Origin of the sequence: Streptomyces sp. Ag109_O5-10 (assembly GCF_900105755.1) — a bacterium.
Lineage (GTDB): Bacteria > Actinomycetota > Actinomycetes > Streptomycetales > Streptomycetaceae > Streptomyces.
Genome location: NZ_FNTQ01000001.1, coordinates 6,864,070 through 6,881,572, shown reverse-complemented (window position 1 = coordinate 6,881,572; position 17,503 = coordinate 6,864,070). Strand labels below are relative to the sequence as shown.

Sequence of the window (17,503 nt, the reverse complement as noted above, 5' to 3'; positions counted from 1 at the left end):
AGCGGTGTTCCAACAGGTGTTGACGAGGTGTTCAGGGGAGTAGCATCCGGCGCATCGGTCCTGTCCGTACGACGCTGACGTCTCGGAGGAACAATGCAGCCGACCGCCACGGTGCTGGTCTACAGCGACGATTCCAACACCCGCGAGCAGGTGCGGCTCGCCGCCGGCCGGCGGCCGGCTCCCGATGTGCCGTTCGTCGAGTTCGTGGAGTGCGCGACGCCTGCGGCGGTGCTCGCCGAGCTGGACAAGGGCGGGATCGACGTGTGCGTCCTGGACGGCGAGGCCGTGCCGATGGGGGGCATGGGCATGTGCCGGCAGATCAAGGACGAGGTGTTCAACTGCCCGCCGGTGCTGTTGCTGATCGGCCGGCCGCAGGATGCGTGGCTGGCCACGTGGAGCCGCGCGGACGCGGCTGTGACGCTGCCTGTGGAGCCGGTGGAGTTCGCGGGGGCGCTGGCGTCCCTGCTGCGGCAGAAGAGGCTGCTGAGCGCCTAGGAGGGGGCGGGGCGCGGGTCTCGTGCGCGGGTGCGGCCCGCTGGGGGCTGTTCGCGCCCGCGCGGCGGTAGCCGCATGTCGACTACCGCCCCGCGTCCCTTCGGGGCGCGTCACACCGACGTCGGCTGGAGCCGTGCCGCGTCCTGGGGCCTCGGGCCGCCCTGGGTGCCGTCGGCGAGGGCGCTGCCCTTGCGCCAGTTCTGCCAGGTGAGGTTCCAGTCGCCGAAGCCGTTGCCGAAGTTCTCCATCGTCTTGCCGTTGGAGTTGACGACCTTCACCAGGTCGCCCGGGTGGAAGGTGTCGAAGAACCACTCGGCGTTCGAGGTGCTCATGCCGGTGCAGCCGTGGCTGACGTTCTCGTAGCCCTGGGAGCCCACCGACCAGGGCGCGGCGTGCACGTACTCGCCCGACCAGGTGACCCGGGTGGCGTAGTAGACCGGCAGGTCGTACGAGTCCGAGGTGCCCTCGGCGATGCCGACCGTGGTGCCGCGCATGCGTACGAAGTACTGCTTCTCCAGGACGACCTTGACGCCGTTGCGGGTCTCGAAGCCCGGTTTGCCGGTGGTGACGGGGATCTGGTTGATCTCCTTGTCGTCCTTGTAGACCGTCAACTGGTGTGCGGCGGCGTCCGTGACGGCGAGGAGCTTGGCGCCCGTGGTGAGCTTGAGGGGGGTGGCCGGGCCGCCCCACAGGCGGTCGCTGATCCGGATGCCGTCCAGGTTGCTGTGCACCTGGATGGTGGCGTGGGCGGGCCAGTAGTCCTTGGGCCGGTAGTGGAGTTCCTTGTCGCTCACCCAGTACCAGGAGCCCTCCACGGCCGGGACGGAGTCGACCCTGAGGGCGCGCTCGACGATGGCGCGCTGGGCCTTGTCCTTGATCGGGTGGTCCAGCTGGGCGGTGACCGGCTGGCCCACGCCGTACTCGCCGGCCTTGGGGCCGAAGGTGACCTTCAGCCGCTGCCGGGTGGTGGGCGTGCTGGTGTCGAAGGTGAGGGTCTTGCGGCCGGGTGCGCCGTTCTCGTCCTCGGTGCTGACCTGGACCGTGTAATGGGCGTTGGCGGCCAGCGGGGAGGTGCTGTGCCAGCGGCGGCCGTCGGCGTCGAGTTCGCCCGCCACGAAGCGGCCGGTGGCGTCCTGGGCCGTGACGTCCGTGATGCGGTCCTCGTCGCTCTTGGCGACGACCTCCAGCGGCTTGTCGGGGTCGGCCCGCTTCCCCGTCCCGGTGGGCGTGTTGAAGGAGATCTGGTCCGCCGCGTCGTACGGCTTGTCCGCGAGGGGGTTGCCGTCCGAACCGCAGGCGGTGACGCCCGCTCCGAGGGCGATCACCAGCAGGGTGCAGCTGACGACGGTACGGGCGCACGGAGAGTGACTCATACTGTCACGCTATGAGATGTTTTCCGGACCGGCGCGGCAGTTGACCCGGACGGGTGACGGGTGCTGCGCCGAAGGCGCGACCGGCCGGAAACGGCGGGAAACGGCGGGAGCCCGGACCCTCCTGACGGAGGGTCCGGGCTCCCGTGGTGTGCGGCACGTGCCTACTGGGTGCGGTTCTCACCGCGGTAGTACTCGAACACCCAGCCGAAGAGGCCGATCATGATGATGGGTGCCGAGAAGTACAGCAGCCACCAGCCGACGGCAACACCGAGGAAGGCCAGCGCGCCGCCGACGCCCAGGGCGAGCGGCTGCCAGCTGTGCGGACTGAAGAAACCGATCTCGCCGGCCTCGTCCGCGACGTCGGCCTCCTTGTTGTCCTGGGCGCCCGCGTCGACGCGCGAGGCGGTGAAGCCCAGGTAGAAGCCGATCATGATGCACAGGCCGAAGGCCAGGAAGAGCGCCGTGGTACCGGCCGGTTCCTTCGACCACACGCCATAGACGATCGCGATGACGAGGACGAAGACACTCAGCCACACGAACATGCGGCCCTGGATCTTCACTTGCCGGCCTCCTTGCTGCCCGCGACAGCGGCGACGGCCTGACCGTGCTCCAGCTGCTCCAGGGCGGCGATCTCAGGGTGGTGCAGGTCGAACGCCGGCGATTCGCTGCGGATCCGCGGCAGGGTGACGAAGTTGTGCCGCGGCGGCGGGCAGGAGGTCGCCCACTCCAGCGAACGGCCGTAGCCCCACGGGTCGTCCACGCCGACCGGCTTGCCGTACTTGGCCGTCTTCCACACGTTGTAGAGGAACGGCAGGATCGACAGGCCGAGCAGGAAGGAACTGATCGACGAGATCGTGTTCAGCGTGGTGAAGCCGTCGGCCGCCAGGTAGTCGGCGTAACGACGGGGCATGCCCTCGGCGCCGAGCCAGTGCTGGACCAGGAAGGTGCCGTGGAAGCCGATGAACAGCGTCCAGAAGGTGATCTTCCCGAGCCGCTCGTCGAGCATCTTGCCGGTCATCTTCGGCCACCAGAAGTGGAAGCCGGAGAACATCGCGAAGACGACCGTGCCGAAGACGACGTAGTGGAAGTGCGCCACCACGAAGTACGAGTCGGACACGTGGAAGTCCATCGGCGGCGAGGCCAGGATGACACCGGTCAGACCACCGAAGGTGAAGGTGATCAGGAAGCCGGTCGCCCAGAGCATCGGTGTCTCGAAGGACAGCGAGCCCTTCCACATGGTGCCGATCCAGTTGAAGAACTTCACACCGGTCGGGACCGCGATCAGGAAGGTCATGAACGAGAAGAACGGCAGCAGCACACCGCCGGTGACGTACATGTGGTGGGCCCACACGGTCACGGACAGACCGGCGATCGAGATGGTCGCGGCCACCAGACCCATGTAGCCGAACATCGGCTTGCGGGAGAAGACCGGGATGACCTCGGAGATGATGCCGAAGAACGGCAGGGCGATGATGTACACCTCTGGATGGCCGAAGAACCAGAAGAGGTGTTGCCAGAGCAGTGCCCCGCCGTTCGCCGCGTCGAAGACATGTGCCCCGAATTTCCGATCCGCCTCCAGCGCGAACAGCGCGGCGGCGAGCACGGGGAAGGCGAGCAGGACCAGCACGGCGGTCAGCAGTACGTTCCACACGAAGATCGGCATGCGGAACATGGTCATGCCCGGGGCCCGCATGCAGATGATCGTGGTGATGAAGTTGACCGCGCCGAGGATGGTGCCGAAGCCGGAGAAGGCCAGACCCATGATCCACATGTCGGCGCCGATGCCCGGCGAGCGGACCGCGTCCGACAGCGGGGAGTAGGCGAACCAGCCGAAGTCGGCCGCGCCCTGCGGGGTGAGGAAGCCGCCGACCGCGATGGTCGAGCCGAACAGGTAGAGCCAGTAGGCGAACATGTTCAGCCGCGGGAACGCGACGTCCGGTGCGCCGATCTGGAGCGGCATGATCCAGTTCGTGAAGCCGGCGAACAGCGGCGTCGCGAACATCAGCAGCATGATCGTGCCGTGCATCGTGAACGCCTGGTTGAACTGCTCGTTCGACATGATCTGCAGACCGGGGCGAGCGAGCTCGGCGCGCATCAGCAGCGCCATCACACCGCCGATCAGGAAGAACGCGAACGACGTGACCAGATACAGCGTTCCGATGGTCTTGTGGTCGGTGGTGGTGAGCCACTTGATGACCACGTTGCCGGGCTGCTTGCGCCTGACCGGCAGCTCATCTGCGTAAGTGCCTTCAGCTGCCGCGGCACCCTGGGGTTCGTTGAGGATGCTCACAGGTTGTTCGTCTCCCGGTTCTTCTCGTGGCTCGTCTGCGCGATGCCGGCGGGAATGTAACCGGTCTGCCCCTTCTTGACGAGGTCCTTGAGGTGCTGCTGGTAGCGCTCGGGCGAGACGACCTTCACGTTGAACAGCATCCGGGAGTGGTCGACGCCGCAGAGCTCGGCGCACTTGCCGCGGAAGGTGCCCTCCTGGTTCGGAGTCACCTGGAACGCGTTGGTGTGGCCCGGGATGACGTCCATCTTCATCAGGAACGGCACCACCCAGAAGGAGTGGATGACGTCACGCGAGGTGAGGACGAAGCGGACGGTCTCCCCCTTGGGGAGCCACAGCGTCGGACCGGGGTTGCCGGTCTGCGGGTTCTTCGTGCCCGGCGTACCGACGTCGTAGACGCCACCGGCGGCTGCCGGGAATTCGTTCTTGAACCGGTCCGGGATGGCGGCCAGGTTCGCGTCGGTCTTCGCGTCGCCGGTGACACCGTCGACGGGCGTGATGTAGTTGAAGCCCCAGCTCCACTGGAAGCCGACCACGTTGACCGTGACGTCCGGCTTCTTGTCGGTGAGGCTGAGCAGCTTCGTCTCGTCGCGCGCCGTGAAGTAGAACAGCACGGAGACGATGATGAGCGGCACCACCGTGTACAGCGCCTCGATCGGCATGTTGTACCGGGTCTGGGCCGGGACTTCGATCTTGGTGCGGCTGCGCCGGTGGAAGATGGCGCTCCAGATGATCAGACCCCACACCAGCACGCCGACGGCGAGCGCGGCGGCCCAGGAGCCCTGCCACAGGGAGAGGATCCGCGGAGCCTCTTCCGTGGTCGGGGTGGGCATACCAAGGCGGGGGAAGTCCTTGTATGTGCATCCGGTAGCGGATACCAGGACCAGGCCCGCGGTCATTGCCTGCAGCAGCTTCCGCCGCATCGGGCGCCGCGGCGAGCGGTCGGAGCCGTTGGGACTCACGTAGCGCCTTCCCGAGAGTCTCGCCCGCGCGGTCGGCTGCGGCCTTCTCGCTGGTCGGTCGCCGCCCTGCGTCGGGCAGGGGTTTGGATGTTTATGCGGACCAAACCCTAGCCGACGCCCTCCGGGGGTTCGCGGGGAGGGGGGCATACGCGTCGCCTGTCACTCGGTTGGGGTGGGATTGGGCGCCCAATAGCTCGGGTTGGTGGGGTTTCGTGCGCGGGTGGGGGCTGGTCGCGCGGTTCCCCGCGCCCCGGAGGTCGAGTGTTCCACCGGCGTTCTACCGTTGCCGTGTGCCCTACTTTGACGCCGCGTCCGCCGCTCCCCTTCATCCTGTCGCCCGTCAGGCGTTGTTGGCCGCCTTGGACGACGGCTGGGCGGACCCCTCCCGGCTGTACCGCGAGGGGCGCAAGGCGCGCATGCTGCTGGACGCCGCCCGGGAGGCGGCCGCCGAGGCCGTCGGCTGCCGGCCGGACGAGCTGACGTTCACTCCATCGGGCACACGGGCCGTCCATACGGGTGTCGCCGGGGCGTTGGCCGGTCGTCGTCGCGTCGGACGTCACCTGATCGTGTCAGCCGTCGAACACTCCTCGGTACTCCATTCGGCCGAGGTGTTCGAGGCGGAGGGTGGACAGGTGACCCGGGTGCCGGTGGCACGGACGGGAGCAGTGGACGCCGGCTCCTACGAGGCCGCTCTGAGGCCGGACACCGCGCTCGCCTGCCTCCAGTCGGCCAACCACGAGGTGGGGACCGTACAGCCGGTGGCGGCGGTGGCCGAGGTGTGCCGGGCGGCCGGGGTGCCGTTGCTGGTGGACGCGGCGCAGTCGCTGGGGTGGGAGCGGGTGGCGGGCGACTGGTCACTGCTGACGGCGAGTGCGCACAAATGGGGCGGGCCGAGCGGGGTCGGGCTGCTGGTCGTCCGCAAGGGGGTGCGGTTCGCCGTCCAAGGAGCCTCGGACGAGCGGGAGTCGGGGCGGGCGCCCGGCTTCGAGAACCTGCCGGCGATCGTCGCGGCGGCCGCGTCGCTGCGGGCCGTGCGGGCGGAGGCGGAGCGGGAGGCCGCACGGCTGCGGGAGCTGACGGCACGGATCCGGGCGCGGGTACCGGAGTTGGTGCCGGACGTGGAGGTGGTGGGCGACGCGGAGCGGCGGCTGCCCGGGGTCGTCACCTTCTCCTGTCTCTATGTCGATGGGGAGACACTGCTGCACGAGCTGGACCGGGAGGGTTTCTCGGTCTCCTCCGGGTCGTCCTGCACGAGCAGCACCCTGACGCCGAGCCATGTGCTGAAGGCGATGGGTGTGCTGAGTGAGGGGAACGTGCGGGTGTCGCTGCCGGCGGGGGCGGCCGGGGACGACGTGGAGCGGTTCCTGGAGGTGTTGCCGGGGGTGGTGGCCGGGGTGCGGGAGAAGCTGGGGGCGCCGGTGCCGGTCGCGGCCGTCCAGGCGGACGTACTCGTCGTGGACGCCTTGGGCAAGCGGTGCCCGATCCCCGTCATCGAGCTGGCGAAGGTCATCGGCACCGTGCCGGTGGGCGGCACGGTGCGTGTCCTGTCGGACGACGAGGCGGCACGCCTGGACATCCCGGCGTGGTGCGAGATGCGGGGCCAGGAGTACGTGGGCGAGGAACCGGCCGAACGGGGAACGGCGTACTCGGTACGCCGGGTGAGCTGAGCGCCCCGTCAGGGGCGTGGGGAACTGCGCGACCGAGCCCCCACGCGCCCGCACCCGAGATCAGACGAGATGACCCCGGACCTCTTCCGCGGCCTCGTCCCCGTACGCCTTGGTGAACCGCTCCATGAAGTGCCCCCGGCGCAGCTGGTACTCCTGCGTGCCCACCGTCTCGATGACGAGGGTCGCCAGCATGCAGCCCACCTGGGCCGCCCGCTCCAGCGAGACCCCCCACGCGAGGCCCGAGAGGAACCCGGCGCGGAACGCGTCGCCGACGCCCGTCGGGTCGGCCTTGCGCTCCTCGTCGGGGCAGCCGACCTCGATCGGGTCCTCGCCGACCCGCTCGATACGGACGCCGCGCGCACCCAGCGTCGTGACCCGGTGGCCGACCTTCGCGAGGATCTCCTCGTCGCTCCAGCCGGTCTTCGTCTCGATGAGCCCCTTCTCGTACTCGTTGGAGAAGAGGTACGTCGCGCCCTCCAGCAGTATCCGGATCTCGTCGCCGTTCATCCGGGCGATCTGCTGGGAGAAGTCGGCGGCGAAGGGGATGGACCGGGCCCGGCACTCCTCCGTGTGGCGGAGCATGCCCTCCGGGTCGTCCGCGCCGATCAGGACCAGGTCCAGTCCGCCGACCCGGTCGGCGACCGTCTTGAGCTCGATCAGGCGGGCCTCGCTCATCGCACCCGTGTAGAAGGAGCCGATCTGGTTGTGGTCGGCGTCGGTCGTGCACACGAAACGCGCGGTGTGCAGGGTCTCGGAGATGCGGACGGAGTCCGTGTCGACGCCGTGCCGGTCGAGCCAGGCGCGGTACTCGTCGAAGTCGAAGCCCGCGGCGCCGACCAGGATCGGCCGGGTGCCGAGCTGTCCCATGCCGAACGCGATGTTCGCGCCGACGCCGCCGCGCCGCACGTCCAGGTTGTCGACCAGGAAGGACAGCGAGACCGTGTGCAGCTGGTCCGCGACGAACTGGTCGGCGAAGCGGCCGGGGAAGGTCATGAGGTGGTCGGTGGCGATGGAGCCGGTGACTGCGATGCGCACGGCTGGGACTCTCCTGAGGAAAAAGAAGGGGCGCGCGATAGCGCTCGTTGGAAGGGTGGCGGCGGGCGACGGGCGGGCGTTATTGACAGTTAACGCTACCGGGTCGGCGTGGGCGCTCTGAAGGTGCCAAAACTACCCGATAGTAGATCTTTCTTCGCGGCCCGCGGCGTGCTTACCGTTCCGTCATGACGAACCTCAAGGTCCACGCCCCCGCTCCGGCCGACCTCGACGGCGACCTCGCGTCGCTGCGCGGGGACTGCGCCCGGATGGCTCCGCACTGGGCTGTTCCCGATCACAGCGATGCCCGTCCGGTGCCGCCGTCACTCATCCACGGGGTGACCGTGCCGAAGAAGTCCGCCAGACTCCTGGACGCGATGTCCGACTACGGCGACTGAGTTCCGCCCGGCGCGTTCCCAGGGAACCGCGCGCTCCCCTCCCGCGTCCCATCGCCGTCCCCCGCGAAGGGGAGGCGGGATACGACACGGCAAGGAGCGATGCGGTGAAGAGCGAGCGACCCGAGAACGACGACGACGCGGCCGCGGGCGGCACCGGGGAGCCCCCCGAGGCCCGGCAGGCCACGGAGTCGCCGAAGGCTGCCGAGCCCGAGGGGGCCGCTGACGCCGATGCCGACGCCGACGCCGACGTGCGGGCCACCGCGGAGTCCGGTTCGTCCACCGAGGGGGCCGCGGCGCGGGTTCCGGAACCGGAGGAGGTCCCGGAACCGGACGAGGCTCCCGAGCCGCCCGAGGCCGAAGCGGATCCCGGGGCCGGCGCCCCGGCCGCCGCCGGCACCGAAGCCGATGCCCCCGTCCCCCGTCGTCGCTCCCCCGCCCTCGTCATCGCCTCCGTGGCCGCCGCCGTGCTCCTGGTCGGCGGCGGCAGCGCCTACCTCGCCGCGAACAGCGGCTCCGGCTCCGGCTCCGGCTCCGGCGGCGGTACGGCCTCGGGCGCGTCCGGCGGTGCCACTCCCCCAGCCCTCGCCCTGGACGGCTACTCGTCGGGCGGCAACGGCGTAGCCCCGGGCGAGCCCAACCCGTACGGCGTGACGTACAGGGCGAGCGGCACGCTCCCCGCAGGCCCCGGCTCGGCCGCCGTGTACCAGCCCTCCGGCGAGGTCCCCGAGGGCCGGGTCGCCGCGCTGGCCAAGGCGCTCGGGATCGAGGGCGCCCCGGTCGCCGAGGGCCAGGTCTGGAAGGTGGGCACCGACAACGACGGCTCGGGCGGGAGCCTCCAGGTGAACCGGACGGCCCCGGGCATCTGGACGTACAGCCGCTACGCCCCGGGCACCGACAACTGCAAGCGCGGCCTGGTGTGCACCCAGGACCCGGCGGTCCCGGCCGGTGACCCGGTGAGCGTCGGCGACGCCGAGCAGGCGGCGGCCCCGGTGCTGAAGGCGCTCGGCCAGGACGACGCGAAGCTCGACGCGAGCCAGGTGATGGGCGCCCAGCGGGTGGTGAACGCCGATCCGGTGGTCGGCGGGCTGCCGACGTACGGCTGGACGACCGGGCTGACCGTGAGCAGGCAGGGCGAGGTGGTCGGCGGCAGCGGGATGCTCGCGACGCCCGCGAAGGGCGACACGTATCCGGTGCTCGGCGCCGCGAAGACGCTGGACCTGATGAACGCGGCGCCGCGCTCCGGCCACCGGATGGGCATCGGCGGCTGCGCCAGTCCCGTACCGCTGAAGGACCGGCTGGAGCAGCCGTGCGGCGCATCGTCGGCGTCCGCGTCGGCGTCCGCGTCGGCGTCGGCCACGACCTCGGCCGTGGTCGAGAAGGCGGTGTTCGGGCTGGCCGCGCAGTCCGTCGCCGGGCGGCAGGCGCTCGTGCCGTCCTGGCTGTTCCAGGTGCGCGGGGCGGCGGACACGTACACCGTGACTCATCCGGCGGTGGACCCGCGGTACCTGGCCTCCGCCTCGGCGAGCCCCGGCTCGTCCCCCGGTACCACGAGGAACGTGAAGGTGGACGGCTACACGGCGGACGGCCGTGATCTGACCGTCGCCTTCACCGGGGGGGTGTGCGCCGACTACAAGGCCACGGCGGACGAGGGTTCCGAGCAGGTGGTGGTGAAGGTCATCGCGACGCCCTGGCCGGACAAGATCTGCGTCATGATCGCCAAGCAGTACCACCAGACGGTCCACCTGGACGCGCCGCTGGACGGCCGGAAGGTGGTCGGCACCGACGGCGCCGCCGTCCCGAAGGAGAAGGCGACGACGCTGAACCCCCAGGTCGGCTGAGCCCGCGCACACGAAGGCGGCGGCCCCTCACCATGAGGGGCCGCCGCCTTGCCGATGTGTGCCCTTCGGTTCAGCTGAAGGAGTCACCGCAGGCGCAGGAGCCGGTCGCGTTCGGGTTGTCGATCGTGAAGCCCTGCTTCTCGATGGTGTCGACGAAGTCGATCGACGCGCCGCCCAGGTACGGGGCGCTCATGCGGTCGGTGACGACCTTGACGCCACCGAAGTCCTTCACGACGTCGCCGTCGAGGGAACGCTCGTCGAAGAAGAGCTGGTAGCGCAGGCCGGAGCAGCCACCGGGCTGGACGGCGACGCGCAGGGCGAGGTCGTCACGGCCTTCCTGGTCGAGCAGGGCCTTGACCTTGGCCGCGGCGGCGTCGCTCAGGATGATGCCGTCGGTGGCGGTGCTGGTCTCGTCCGATACGGACATCTACATCTCTCCCGGGTTGTACGGAGACTGCTTGCCGACGAGTGCAACCGGCGGGTCCGCTGTTTCATTCCGGGCCGGCATGCGCGTTCTCGCGTTTTTCCTACGTCTTCATGCTCGCACATGCCCGAAGTGACGCACAGCAGTCGCCGTGGCCACCCACGGCGACCCGCGCACACGGCGACCACCCGGCGGCCACCCGGAGGCCACCCTCCCGTTCGGCGCCAGGATTGATGTCACATCGACACTATGGCCATCGTCAAAGTGACGTGAAGCGGTTATGATAGATAGCGTCAGATAGACGAAAAGTAGAAAGGGTGCGTGCCGTGACCACCGCCCAGACCACGGAGCTCGACGTACAGCCGACTCCGCTCGCCCTGCTGCTGCTCGGCCGCGAGGCCGACCCGAAGAGCGAGCGGGGCGTCGAGTGTCCCGGCGACCTGCCCTCGCCGTCCGACCCGGACCTGGTCGCGCGTGCCCGCGCGGCCAAGGAGAAGCTCGGCGACAAGGTCTTCGTCCTCGGCCACCACTACCAGCGCGACGAGGTCATCCAGTTCGCCGATGTCACGGGCGACTCCTTCAAGCTGGCCCGGGACGCCGCGGCCCGCCCGGAGGCCGAGTACATCGTGTTCTGCGGTGTCCACTTCATGGCCGAGTCCGCCGACATCCTCACCTCGGACGACCAGAAGGTGGTCCTCCCCGACCTCGCGGCCGGCTGCTCCATGGCCGACATGGCCACCGCCGAGCAGGTCGCCGAGTGCTGGGACGTGCTGACCGAGGCCGGCGTGGCCCAACAGGTGGTCCCCGTCTCGTACATGAACTCGTCCGCGGACATCAAGGCGTTCACGGGCAAGCACGGCGGCACCATCTGCACCTCGTCGAACGCGCAGCGCGCGCTGGAGTGGGCCTTCGAACAAGGCGAGAAGGTTCTCTTCCTCCCCGACCAGCACCTCGGCCGCAACACCGCCGTCCGGGACATGGGCATGTCCCTGGACGACTGCGTGGTCTACAACCCGCACAAGCCCAACGGCGGCCTCACGGCCGACCAGTTGCGCGACGCGAAGATGATCCTGTGGCGCGGCCACTGCTCGGTGCACGGCCGCTTCAGCCTGGACTCCGTCAACGACGTGCGCGAGCGCATCCCGGGCGTGAACGTCCTCGTCCACCCCGAGTGCAGGCACGAGGTCGTGGCCGCCGCCGACTACGTCGGCTCGACGGAGTACATCATCAAGGCCCTGGAGGCCGCTCCCGCCGGCTCCAAGTGGGCCATCGGCACCGAGCTGAACCTGGTCCGCCGCCTCGCGAACCGTTTCGCCCCCGAGGGCAAGGAGATCGTCTTCCTCGACAAGACGGTCTGCTTCTGCTCCACCATGAACCGCATCGACCTCCCCCACCTGGTCTGGACCCTGGAGTCGCTGGCCGAGGGCAACCTGGTCAACCGGATCGAGGTCGACAAGGAGACCGAGGCGTTCGCCAAACTGGCCCTGGAGCGGATGCTGGCGCTGCCGTAGCCGTACGGCGCCGTGTCACCCCGGGTCGACGGGTTTGCGCTCGGGGTGCGCGGGGTCGAGGGTGAAGACCGTGCCGTCGGAGGTCGAGAGGACCAGCGCGCCGCGGTTGAACCAGACCGTGGGCAGCAGGCCGCTGTTGCCGAGCACCTCGGCGCGGGCGGAGGACTCCCACAGGACGGTGCCCTTCGCCGCGTCGAGCGCGACCACCCGTCCGCTCATGCCCGCCATGTACACCGTGCGTCCCTGGGCGTCCACCGAGGCCTGGCCCGGCGACTCCAGGGTCGTGTGGCTCGCCCACAGCCGGGCCCCGGTCGTGGGCGAGAACGCGGTGACCAGACCGCTGGAGGTGGCCAGGAAGAGCGTGCCGTGGGCCAGGGTGGGCAGCCCGCCCCGGTACTTCTCGGGCAGCGGGGTCAGGGTGCGCTTGCCGGTGCCGGGGTCCACCCGCACGATGCGGTGGTAGATCAGGTCGGGGCCGTTCTCGACGTCCTGGTCGTCCGACTCCAGGAAGAGCAGCTGTCCGGAGAGGATGCCGACGAAACTGGCCGTCTGGGCGGGCGAGTCCAGGGTGCGCACCGAGCCGTCGGCGGGGTGGACGACGTAGAACCTCGTGGCGTGCGAGCCGTCCGTCTGGTCGCCGCAGTCCGCATAGGGGAAGTCGCCCGCGGAGAGCATCGAGCAGAGCCAGCCACGGGGCACGGGGACGGTGCTGCGCACGCTGCCGTCGCGCGCCGAGCGGACGGTGAACGTGCTGCCGTCGCCCTCCTGGGTCAGGGTCACCCCGTCGCCGTAGGCCGCCCCCAGGCTGTCGGTGCGGACCGGGTGGGACCAGACACCGCTGCCGTCCTTGCCGTCGAGCGCCATGACGGACTGGGCCCTGCCCGCGCCGTTCTCGTCGGTGATCTGGAGTTCGACGAGGACCTGGCCGTCGTCCACGCCGAGGACGGTCGTGATGTAGCGGTCGGCCGGTACGCCCGCGGGCGCTATGCCGGCCCGCCAGAGGGTCCGTCCGGTGGTGGCGTCGACCCGGGTTGGCAGGAGGGAGGTGCCGCCGCAGTAGACGGAGGAGCCGTCCGACACGCAGGACGGGGAGGTGTCGCCCTCGTAGCCCGGCGCCTTCCTCACCCCCTGCCCGGCGGTCGCGGACACCGTTGTCTGCCAGGGCCTCCAGCCGGTCGGGAGGGCGGCCCAGCGGGAGCCTGGGGACGTGGCGGAGCCGGTGCTCGCCTCGCCGTCGCTGTTCCCGGGGCCCTGCAGCAGGAAGTAGCCGGTCAGGGCCAGGGCGGTCACCGCGGCGGCGGCGAGCAGCACGCGGGGGGTGCCGCGGGACCGGCGGCCGGTGACCGGCGGGGTGGCGGCGTCGGCGGCCGGGGCGTGCCGGCCGGGGCGCGTGGCGGGCAGCCGCAGGGTCATCGTCTGCGGTTCGGCGGACGACGGCTCGGGCAGGGCCGCCGCGAACTCCCTGGCCAGGTCGTCGAGTCCGGGCCGGGCGTCGGGGTCCTTGGCCAGGCAGCGCTCCAGGACCGCGCGCAGCGGGCCGGTGACGCCGTCCAGGACGGGCTCGTTGTGGACCACCCGGTAGCCGGTGAGGTAGGGGCTGTCGGCGTCGAAGGGGCCGCGTCCGGTGACGCAGTACACCAGGAGCGCGCCGAGCGAGAAGACGTCGGACGCGGGGCCGGCCGTACGGGCGTCGGTGAACTGCTCCGGGGACATGAACGGCGGGGTGCCGACCATCTGCCCGGTCTCGGTGAGGGTGTTGTGGTTCTCGGCGGCGCGGGAGATGCCGAAGTCGATGACGCGGGGCCCGTCCTCGGCCATCAGCACGTTGGCCGGTTTCAGGTCGCGGTGCACCACCCCCGCCCGGTGGATGTCCCGCAGCGCCTCCACCAGGCCGAGGGCCAGGGGCCGCAACTCGGTGAGACGGAGGGCGCCGTGGGCCCGGATGCGGGCGGCGAGGGAGGGGCCCGGCACGTACTGGGTGGCCATCCAGGGCGCCGGCGCGTCCGGGTCGGCGTCCAGGACGGGGGCGGTGAAGGCGCCGCTTACCCGGCGGGCGGCCTCGATCTCCTGCCGGAACCGGGCGCGGAAGACGGGGTCCTCGGCGTACCGGGCGTGCACCACCTTGACGGCGACCTCGCGCCCGGAGCGCGACCTGCCCCGGTAGACGATGCCCATCCCGCCGGCCCCCAGCCGGTCGGCGAGCTTGTACCCGCCGAGGGACCGCGGGTCGTTCTTGTGCAGCGGCACGCCGAAACTCCCCTTCCCCGCCGTGCGGTTCGCGGCGCCAGCATACGGAACCGGTACGCGCGGGCAGCCGGTTCCCGGGGGTGTTCCGGGAACCGGCCGCCGTTCGCGGGACCGTCACACGGCCGCGGGCTGCGGCTCCTCGGCCGCGGGGGCGGACTCCGTGTCCCCCCGGCCCTTCTTCGCGGCCCGCTTTCCGGCCCGGCGCTCCTTGCGGAGTTCGACCATCGCGTACAGCGTCGGCACGAGCAGCAGGGTGAGCAGGGTGGAGCTGATCAGGCCGCCGATCACGACCACCGCGAGCGGCTGGGCGATGAACCCGCCCTCGCCGGTGACGCCGAGCGCCATCGGGAGGAGGGCGAAGATCGTCGCCAGGGCCGTCATGAGGATCGGCCGCAGCCGGTGCCGGCCGCCCTCGATCACGGCCTCAACGACGCCGTACCCCTGGCTGCGGTACTGGTTGACGAGGTCGATCAGGACGATCGCGTTGGTCACCACGATGCCGATCAGCATCAGCATGCCGATCATCGCGGGGACGCCCATCGGGGTGCCGGTGACGACCAGCAGGCCGAGCGCGCCGGTCGCGGCGAACGGGATGGAGACCAGCAGGATCAACGGCTGGACCAGCGACCTGAAGGTCGCGACCAGCAGCATGAAGACGATCGCGATCGCCGCGAGCATCGCCAGGCCCAGGTTCTTGAACGCGCTGTCCTGGTCCGAGGTGACGCCGCCGATCGAGGCCGTCGCGCCTGCCGGGAGCTTCAACGCCTTGAGCTTGGACTGGAGTTGCGCGCTGACCGCGCCGGTGTTGTCACCGGTCGGCTTCGCGCTGATGGTCGCGGCGCGCCGGCCGTCGATCCGGGTCAGCGACACCGGGGCGTCCACCAGTTTCACGGTGGCGATGTCACCGAGCTTCACCGGGCCCAGCCTGAGCGCCCGCAGTTGCGCGAGGGTCTCGGCGGGCCTGGCGGACTTCACGACGACGTCCCGCTCGGTGTCGTCGAGGGTCGCCTTCGCGGCCGTGGTGCCCTTGACCGCCTGGGTGACGGCGGCGCCCAGCGTCTGGTCGTCGAACCCGGCGGCCGCGGCCCTGGAGTTGGCCTTCACCGAGATGCGCGGCACGCTCTGCGCCAGGTCGCTGGTGACGTCGGTGACGTCGTCCAGCTTCGCGACCGTGGCCCGGACCTGCTCGGAGGCCGTGCGCAGCACGTCGCCGTCGGCCGCCTTCACGACGACGCTCAGGTCCTGGCTGCCGAAGCCGTCACCGGCCGACACCGTGGTCGTGCCGATGCCGGACAGCTTGTGCAGGCCGTCCTCGACGGCCTTCTGCACCCGGTCGTACGACTTCGCGTCGTCCAGCATCACCGAGTACGACGCCTGGTTGGTGTCGGTGCCGCCGCCGAAGGCCGCCATGAAGCCGGACGAGCCGACGGTGACCTGGTAGTCCTTGACGCCGTCGACGGAGGCGAGCAGCTTCTCGACCTTCTTCGCCTGTACGTCGGTCGCCGCCAGGCTGGTGCCGGGCTTCAGCTCCTGCTTGACGGTGAGGACCTCCTGGTCGCCCTGGTCGAAGAAGTTGGTCTTCAGCAGCCCGGACATGCCGAACGTGACGACCAGGACCACGATCGCGATCAGCACGCTGGTGAGGCGGCGCCGGGTCGCGAAACGCAGGACGGGGACGTACAGGCGCTGCAGACGGCTGTTCGCCTCCTTCTCCTCCGCCTTGCGGCGGGCCTCCTCGGCGTCCTCGGGGGTGCTCTTCGGGGCGCGCAGGAACCAGTAGGACAGGACGGGTACGACCGTCAGGGAGACCAGCAGGGACGCCAGCAGGGCCGCGGTGACCGTGACGCTGAAGGGACCGAACAGCTGACCCACCATCCCGCCGACCAGGCCGATCGGGAGGAAGACGGCGACCGTGGTGAGGGTGGAGGAGGTGACCGCGCCGGCCACCTCGCGGACCGCGCCGAGGATGGCGGCCCTGCGCTCCTCGCCGTAGCCGAGGTGGCGCTTGATGTTCTCCAGGACCACGATCGAGTCGTCGACGACCCGGCCGATCGCGATGGTGAGCGCGCCCAGGGTCAGCATGTTCAGGGAGAGGCCGCGGGTCCACAGCACGATCAGCGTGAGGACCACGGAGAGCGGGATGGACACCGCCGTCACCAGGGTCGAGCGGACCGAGGCCAGGAACACCAGGATGACGAGGACCGCGAAGAGCAGGCCGAGGGCGCCCTCGGTGGTCAGCCCCTTGATGGACTTGGAGACCGCCGGGCCCTGGTCGCTGACGACGGTGAGGGTGGCGCCGGAGCCGAGGTCCTGACGCAGCTTCGGCAGCTTGTCCTTCACCGCGTTCGAGATGGAGACCGCGCTGCCGTCGTGGTCCATGGTGACGTTGACGGCGAGGCTGGGCCGGCCGTCCGTGCGGGTGATGGAGTCGGCCGGGGCCTCCTGCTCCTTCACCGTGGCCACGGTTCCGAGGCGCACGGGCTTCTTCGCGCCCTGCCCGGTGACCATCAGGTCCCTGATCTGCTGCAGCGAGGTGAGGCCGCCGCCGACCTGGACGGTGCGGTTGGCGCCGCCCTCGTCGAAGGAGCCCGCCGGGACGGTCGCGCCGGCCGCCTGGAGCGACTGGGCGAGGGCGGCGGAGGTGAGACCGGCCTTCGCCAGCCCGGCGTCGTCGGGGGTGACGTCGACCTGGAGGTCCCGGACGCCGGTGACCTGGACGCGGCCGACGCCGTCGACGTCCTTCAGGGCCGGGACGACCGTCTTGTCGAGCTGGTCGGCGAGGGCCTGCTGGTCCTTGTCGGAGGTGGCGGCGAGGACCACGGTCGGCATGTCGTCCGTGGAGCCGGAGATGACCTGCGGGTCGACGTCCTGCGGCAGCTGGGCGCGGTTGACGGCCAGCTGGACGTCGGCCACCAGCTGCTTGGTGTCGTTGCCGTAGTCGAAGGACGCCATGATCACGGCGTTGCCCTCGCTCGCGGTGGAGGTGACGCCGGTGACGCCGTCGACGCCTTCGAGGTTGTTCTCGATCGGCTCGACGATCTGCTTCTCGACGACGTCCGGCGAGGCGCCCTGGTACGGGGCGATGACCGACACCATGGGCAGGGAGATGGTCGGCAGCAGCTGCTGCTTGATCTGGGGGATGGCGATCGTCCCGAAGACGAGCGCGATCAGGGAGATGAGGCCTATCAGGGCCCGCTGCGCGAGGCTGAATCTGGACAGCCAGGACATGGGTCAGGGTCTCTTTTCGGTGAGCTGCTGTGAGCGGCGGA

13 protein-coding genes are annotated in these 17,503 nt (G+C 70.4%); 5 read left to right on the top strand and 8 right to left on the bottom strand.

From position 1 onward, the window contains the following. Window positions 1–93: 93 nt before the first annotated feature. Complete coding sequence (locus BLW82_RS31375) at window positions 94–495, top strand: response regulator (protein WP_093503963.1); 402 nt, start codon at window positions 94–96, stop codon at window positions 493–495. A 110-nt stretch (window positions 496–605) separates the two neighbouring features. On the opposite strand, the gene BLW82_RS31370 is transcribed toward BLW82_RS31375, so the two are convergent. The 4 genes from BLW82_RS31370 to coxB all read right to left on the bottom strand — a co-directional run bounded on the left by BLW82_RS31370 (window position 606) and on the right by coxB (window position 5,117). Continuing rightward, window positions 606–1,868, bottom strand: coding sequence for a L,D-transpeptidase (locus BLW82_RS31370; protein ID WP_093503962.1), 1,263 nt, complete (start codon window positions 1,866–1,868; stop codon window positions 606–608). Between the two features lie 161 nt (window positions 1,869–2,029). Beyond that, entirely contained in the window at window positions 2,030–2,428 is a 399-nt protein-coding gene (locus tag BLW82_RS31365; protein WP_093503960.1) for a cytochrome c oxidase subunit 4, read from the bottom strand. Further along, window positions 2,425–4,158 (bottom strand): aa3-type cytochrome oxidase subunit I, encoded by a 1,734-nt coding sequence (gene ctaD / locus BLW82_RS31360; RefSeq protein WP_093503956.1) that lies wholly within the window; start codon window positions 4,156–4,158, stop codon window positions 2,425–2,427. The genes BLW82_RS31365 and ctaD overlap by 4 nt, the downstream gene beginning before the upstream one ends. Beyond that, complete coding sequence (coxB, locus tag BLW82_RS31355) at window positions 4,155–5,117, bottom strand: aa3-type cytochrome oxidase subunit II (RefSeq protein WP_093503953.1); 963 nt, start codon at window positions 5,115–5,117, stop codon at window positions 4,155–4,157. Before coxB ends, ctaD begins: the two co-directional genes overlap by 4 nt. A 290-nt stretch (window positions 5,118–5,407) precedes the next feature. Between coxB and BLW82_RS31350 the strand changes: the two genes are divergently transcribed. After that, entirely contained in the window at window positions 5,408–6,784 is a 1,377-nt protein-coding gene (locus tag BLW82_RS31350; RefSeq protein ID WP_093503951.1) for a cysteine desulfurase/sulfurtransferase TusA family protein, read from the top strand. Between the two features lie 60 nt (window positions 6,785–6,844). Here BLW82_RS31350 and BLW82_RS31345 read toward each other — a convergent pair whose 3' ends face one another. Next, window positions 6,845–7,819 (bottom strand): carbohydrate kinase family protein, encoded by a 975-nt coding sequence (locus BLW82_RS31345; RefSeq protein WP_093503949.1) that lies wholly within the window; start codon window positions 7,817–7,819, stop codon window positions 6,845–6,847. A gap of 185 nt (window positions 7,820–8,004) precedes the next feature. Between BLW82_RS31345 and BLW82_RS31340 the strand changes: the two genes are divergently transcribed. Both BLW82_RS31340 and BLW82_RS31335 read left to right on the top strand, forming a co-directional pair. Next, window positions 8,005–8,214: a hypothetical protein gene (locus BLW82_RS31340; RefSeq protein ID WP_093503947.1), complete on the top strand. Its 210-nt coding sequence runs from the start codon at window positions 8,005–8,007 to the stop codon at window positions 8,212–8,214. A 104-nt stretch (window positions 8,215–8,318) separates the two neighbouring features. Further along, entirely contained in the window at window positions 8,319–10,052 is a 1,734-nt protein-coding gene (locus tag BLW82_RS31335; protein ID WP_256216021.1) for a hypothetical protein, read from the top strand. 70 nt (window positions 10,053–10,122) lie between these two features. Here the strand turns inward: BLW82_RS31335 and BLW82_RS31330 are convergent, their stop codons facing one another. After that, entirely contained in the window at window positions 10,123–10,479 is a 357-nt protein-coding gene (locus BLW82_RS31330; RefSeq protein ID WP_030951236.1) for an iron-sulfur cluster assembly accessory protein, read from the bottom strand. A gap of 323 nt (window positions 10,480–10,802) precedes the next feature. On the opposite strand from BLW82_RS31330, the gene nadA reads away from it, so the two are divergent. Beyond that, entirely contained in the window at window positions 10,803–11,987 is a 1,185-nt protein-coding gene (nadA, locus tag BLW82_RS31325) for a quinolinate synthase NadA (RefSeq protein WP_093508385.1), read from the top strand. A 15-nt stretch (window positions 11,988–12,002) separates the two neighbouring features. Here the strand turns inward: nadA and BLW82_RS31320 are convergent, their stop codons facing one another. Together BLW82_RS31320 and BLW82_RS31315 are read right to left on the bottom strand one after the other, a co-directional pair. Then, window positions 12,003–14,234, bottom strand: a complete 2,232-nt coding sequence (locus BLW82_RS31320) for a protein kinase domain-containing protein (RefSeq protein ID WP_093503945.1) — start codon at window positions 14,232–14,234, stop codon at window positions 12,003–12,005. 114 nt (window positions 14,235–14,348) lie between these two features. Continuing rightward, window positions 14,349–17,462, bottom strand: a complete 3,114-nt coding sequence (locus BLW82_RS31315) for an efflux RND transporter permease subunit (protein WP_093503944.1) — start codon at window positions 17,460–17,462, stop codon at window positions 14,349–14,351. Window positions 17,463–17,503: the final 41 nt, after the last annotated feature.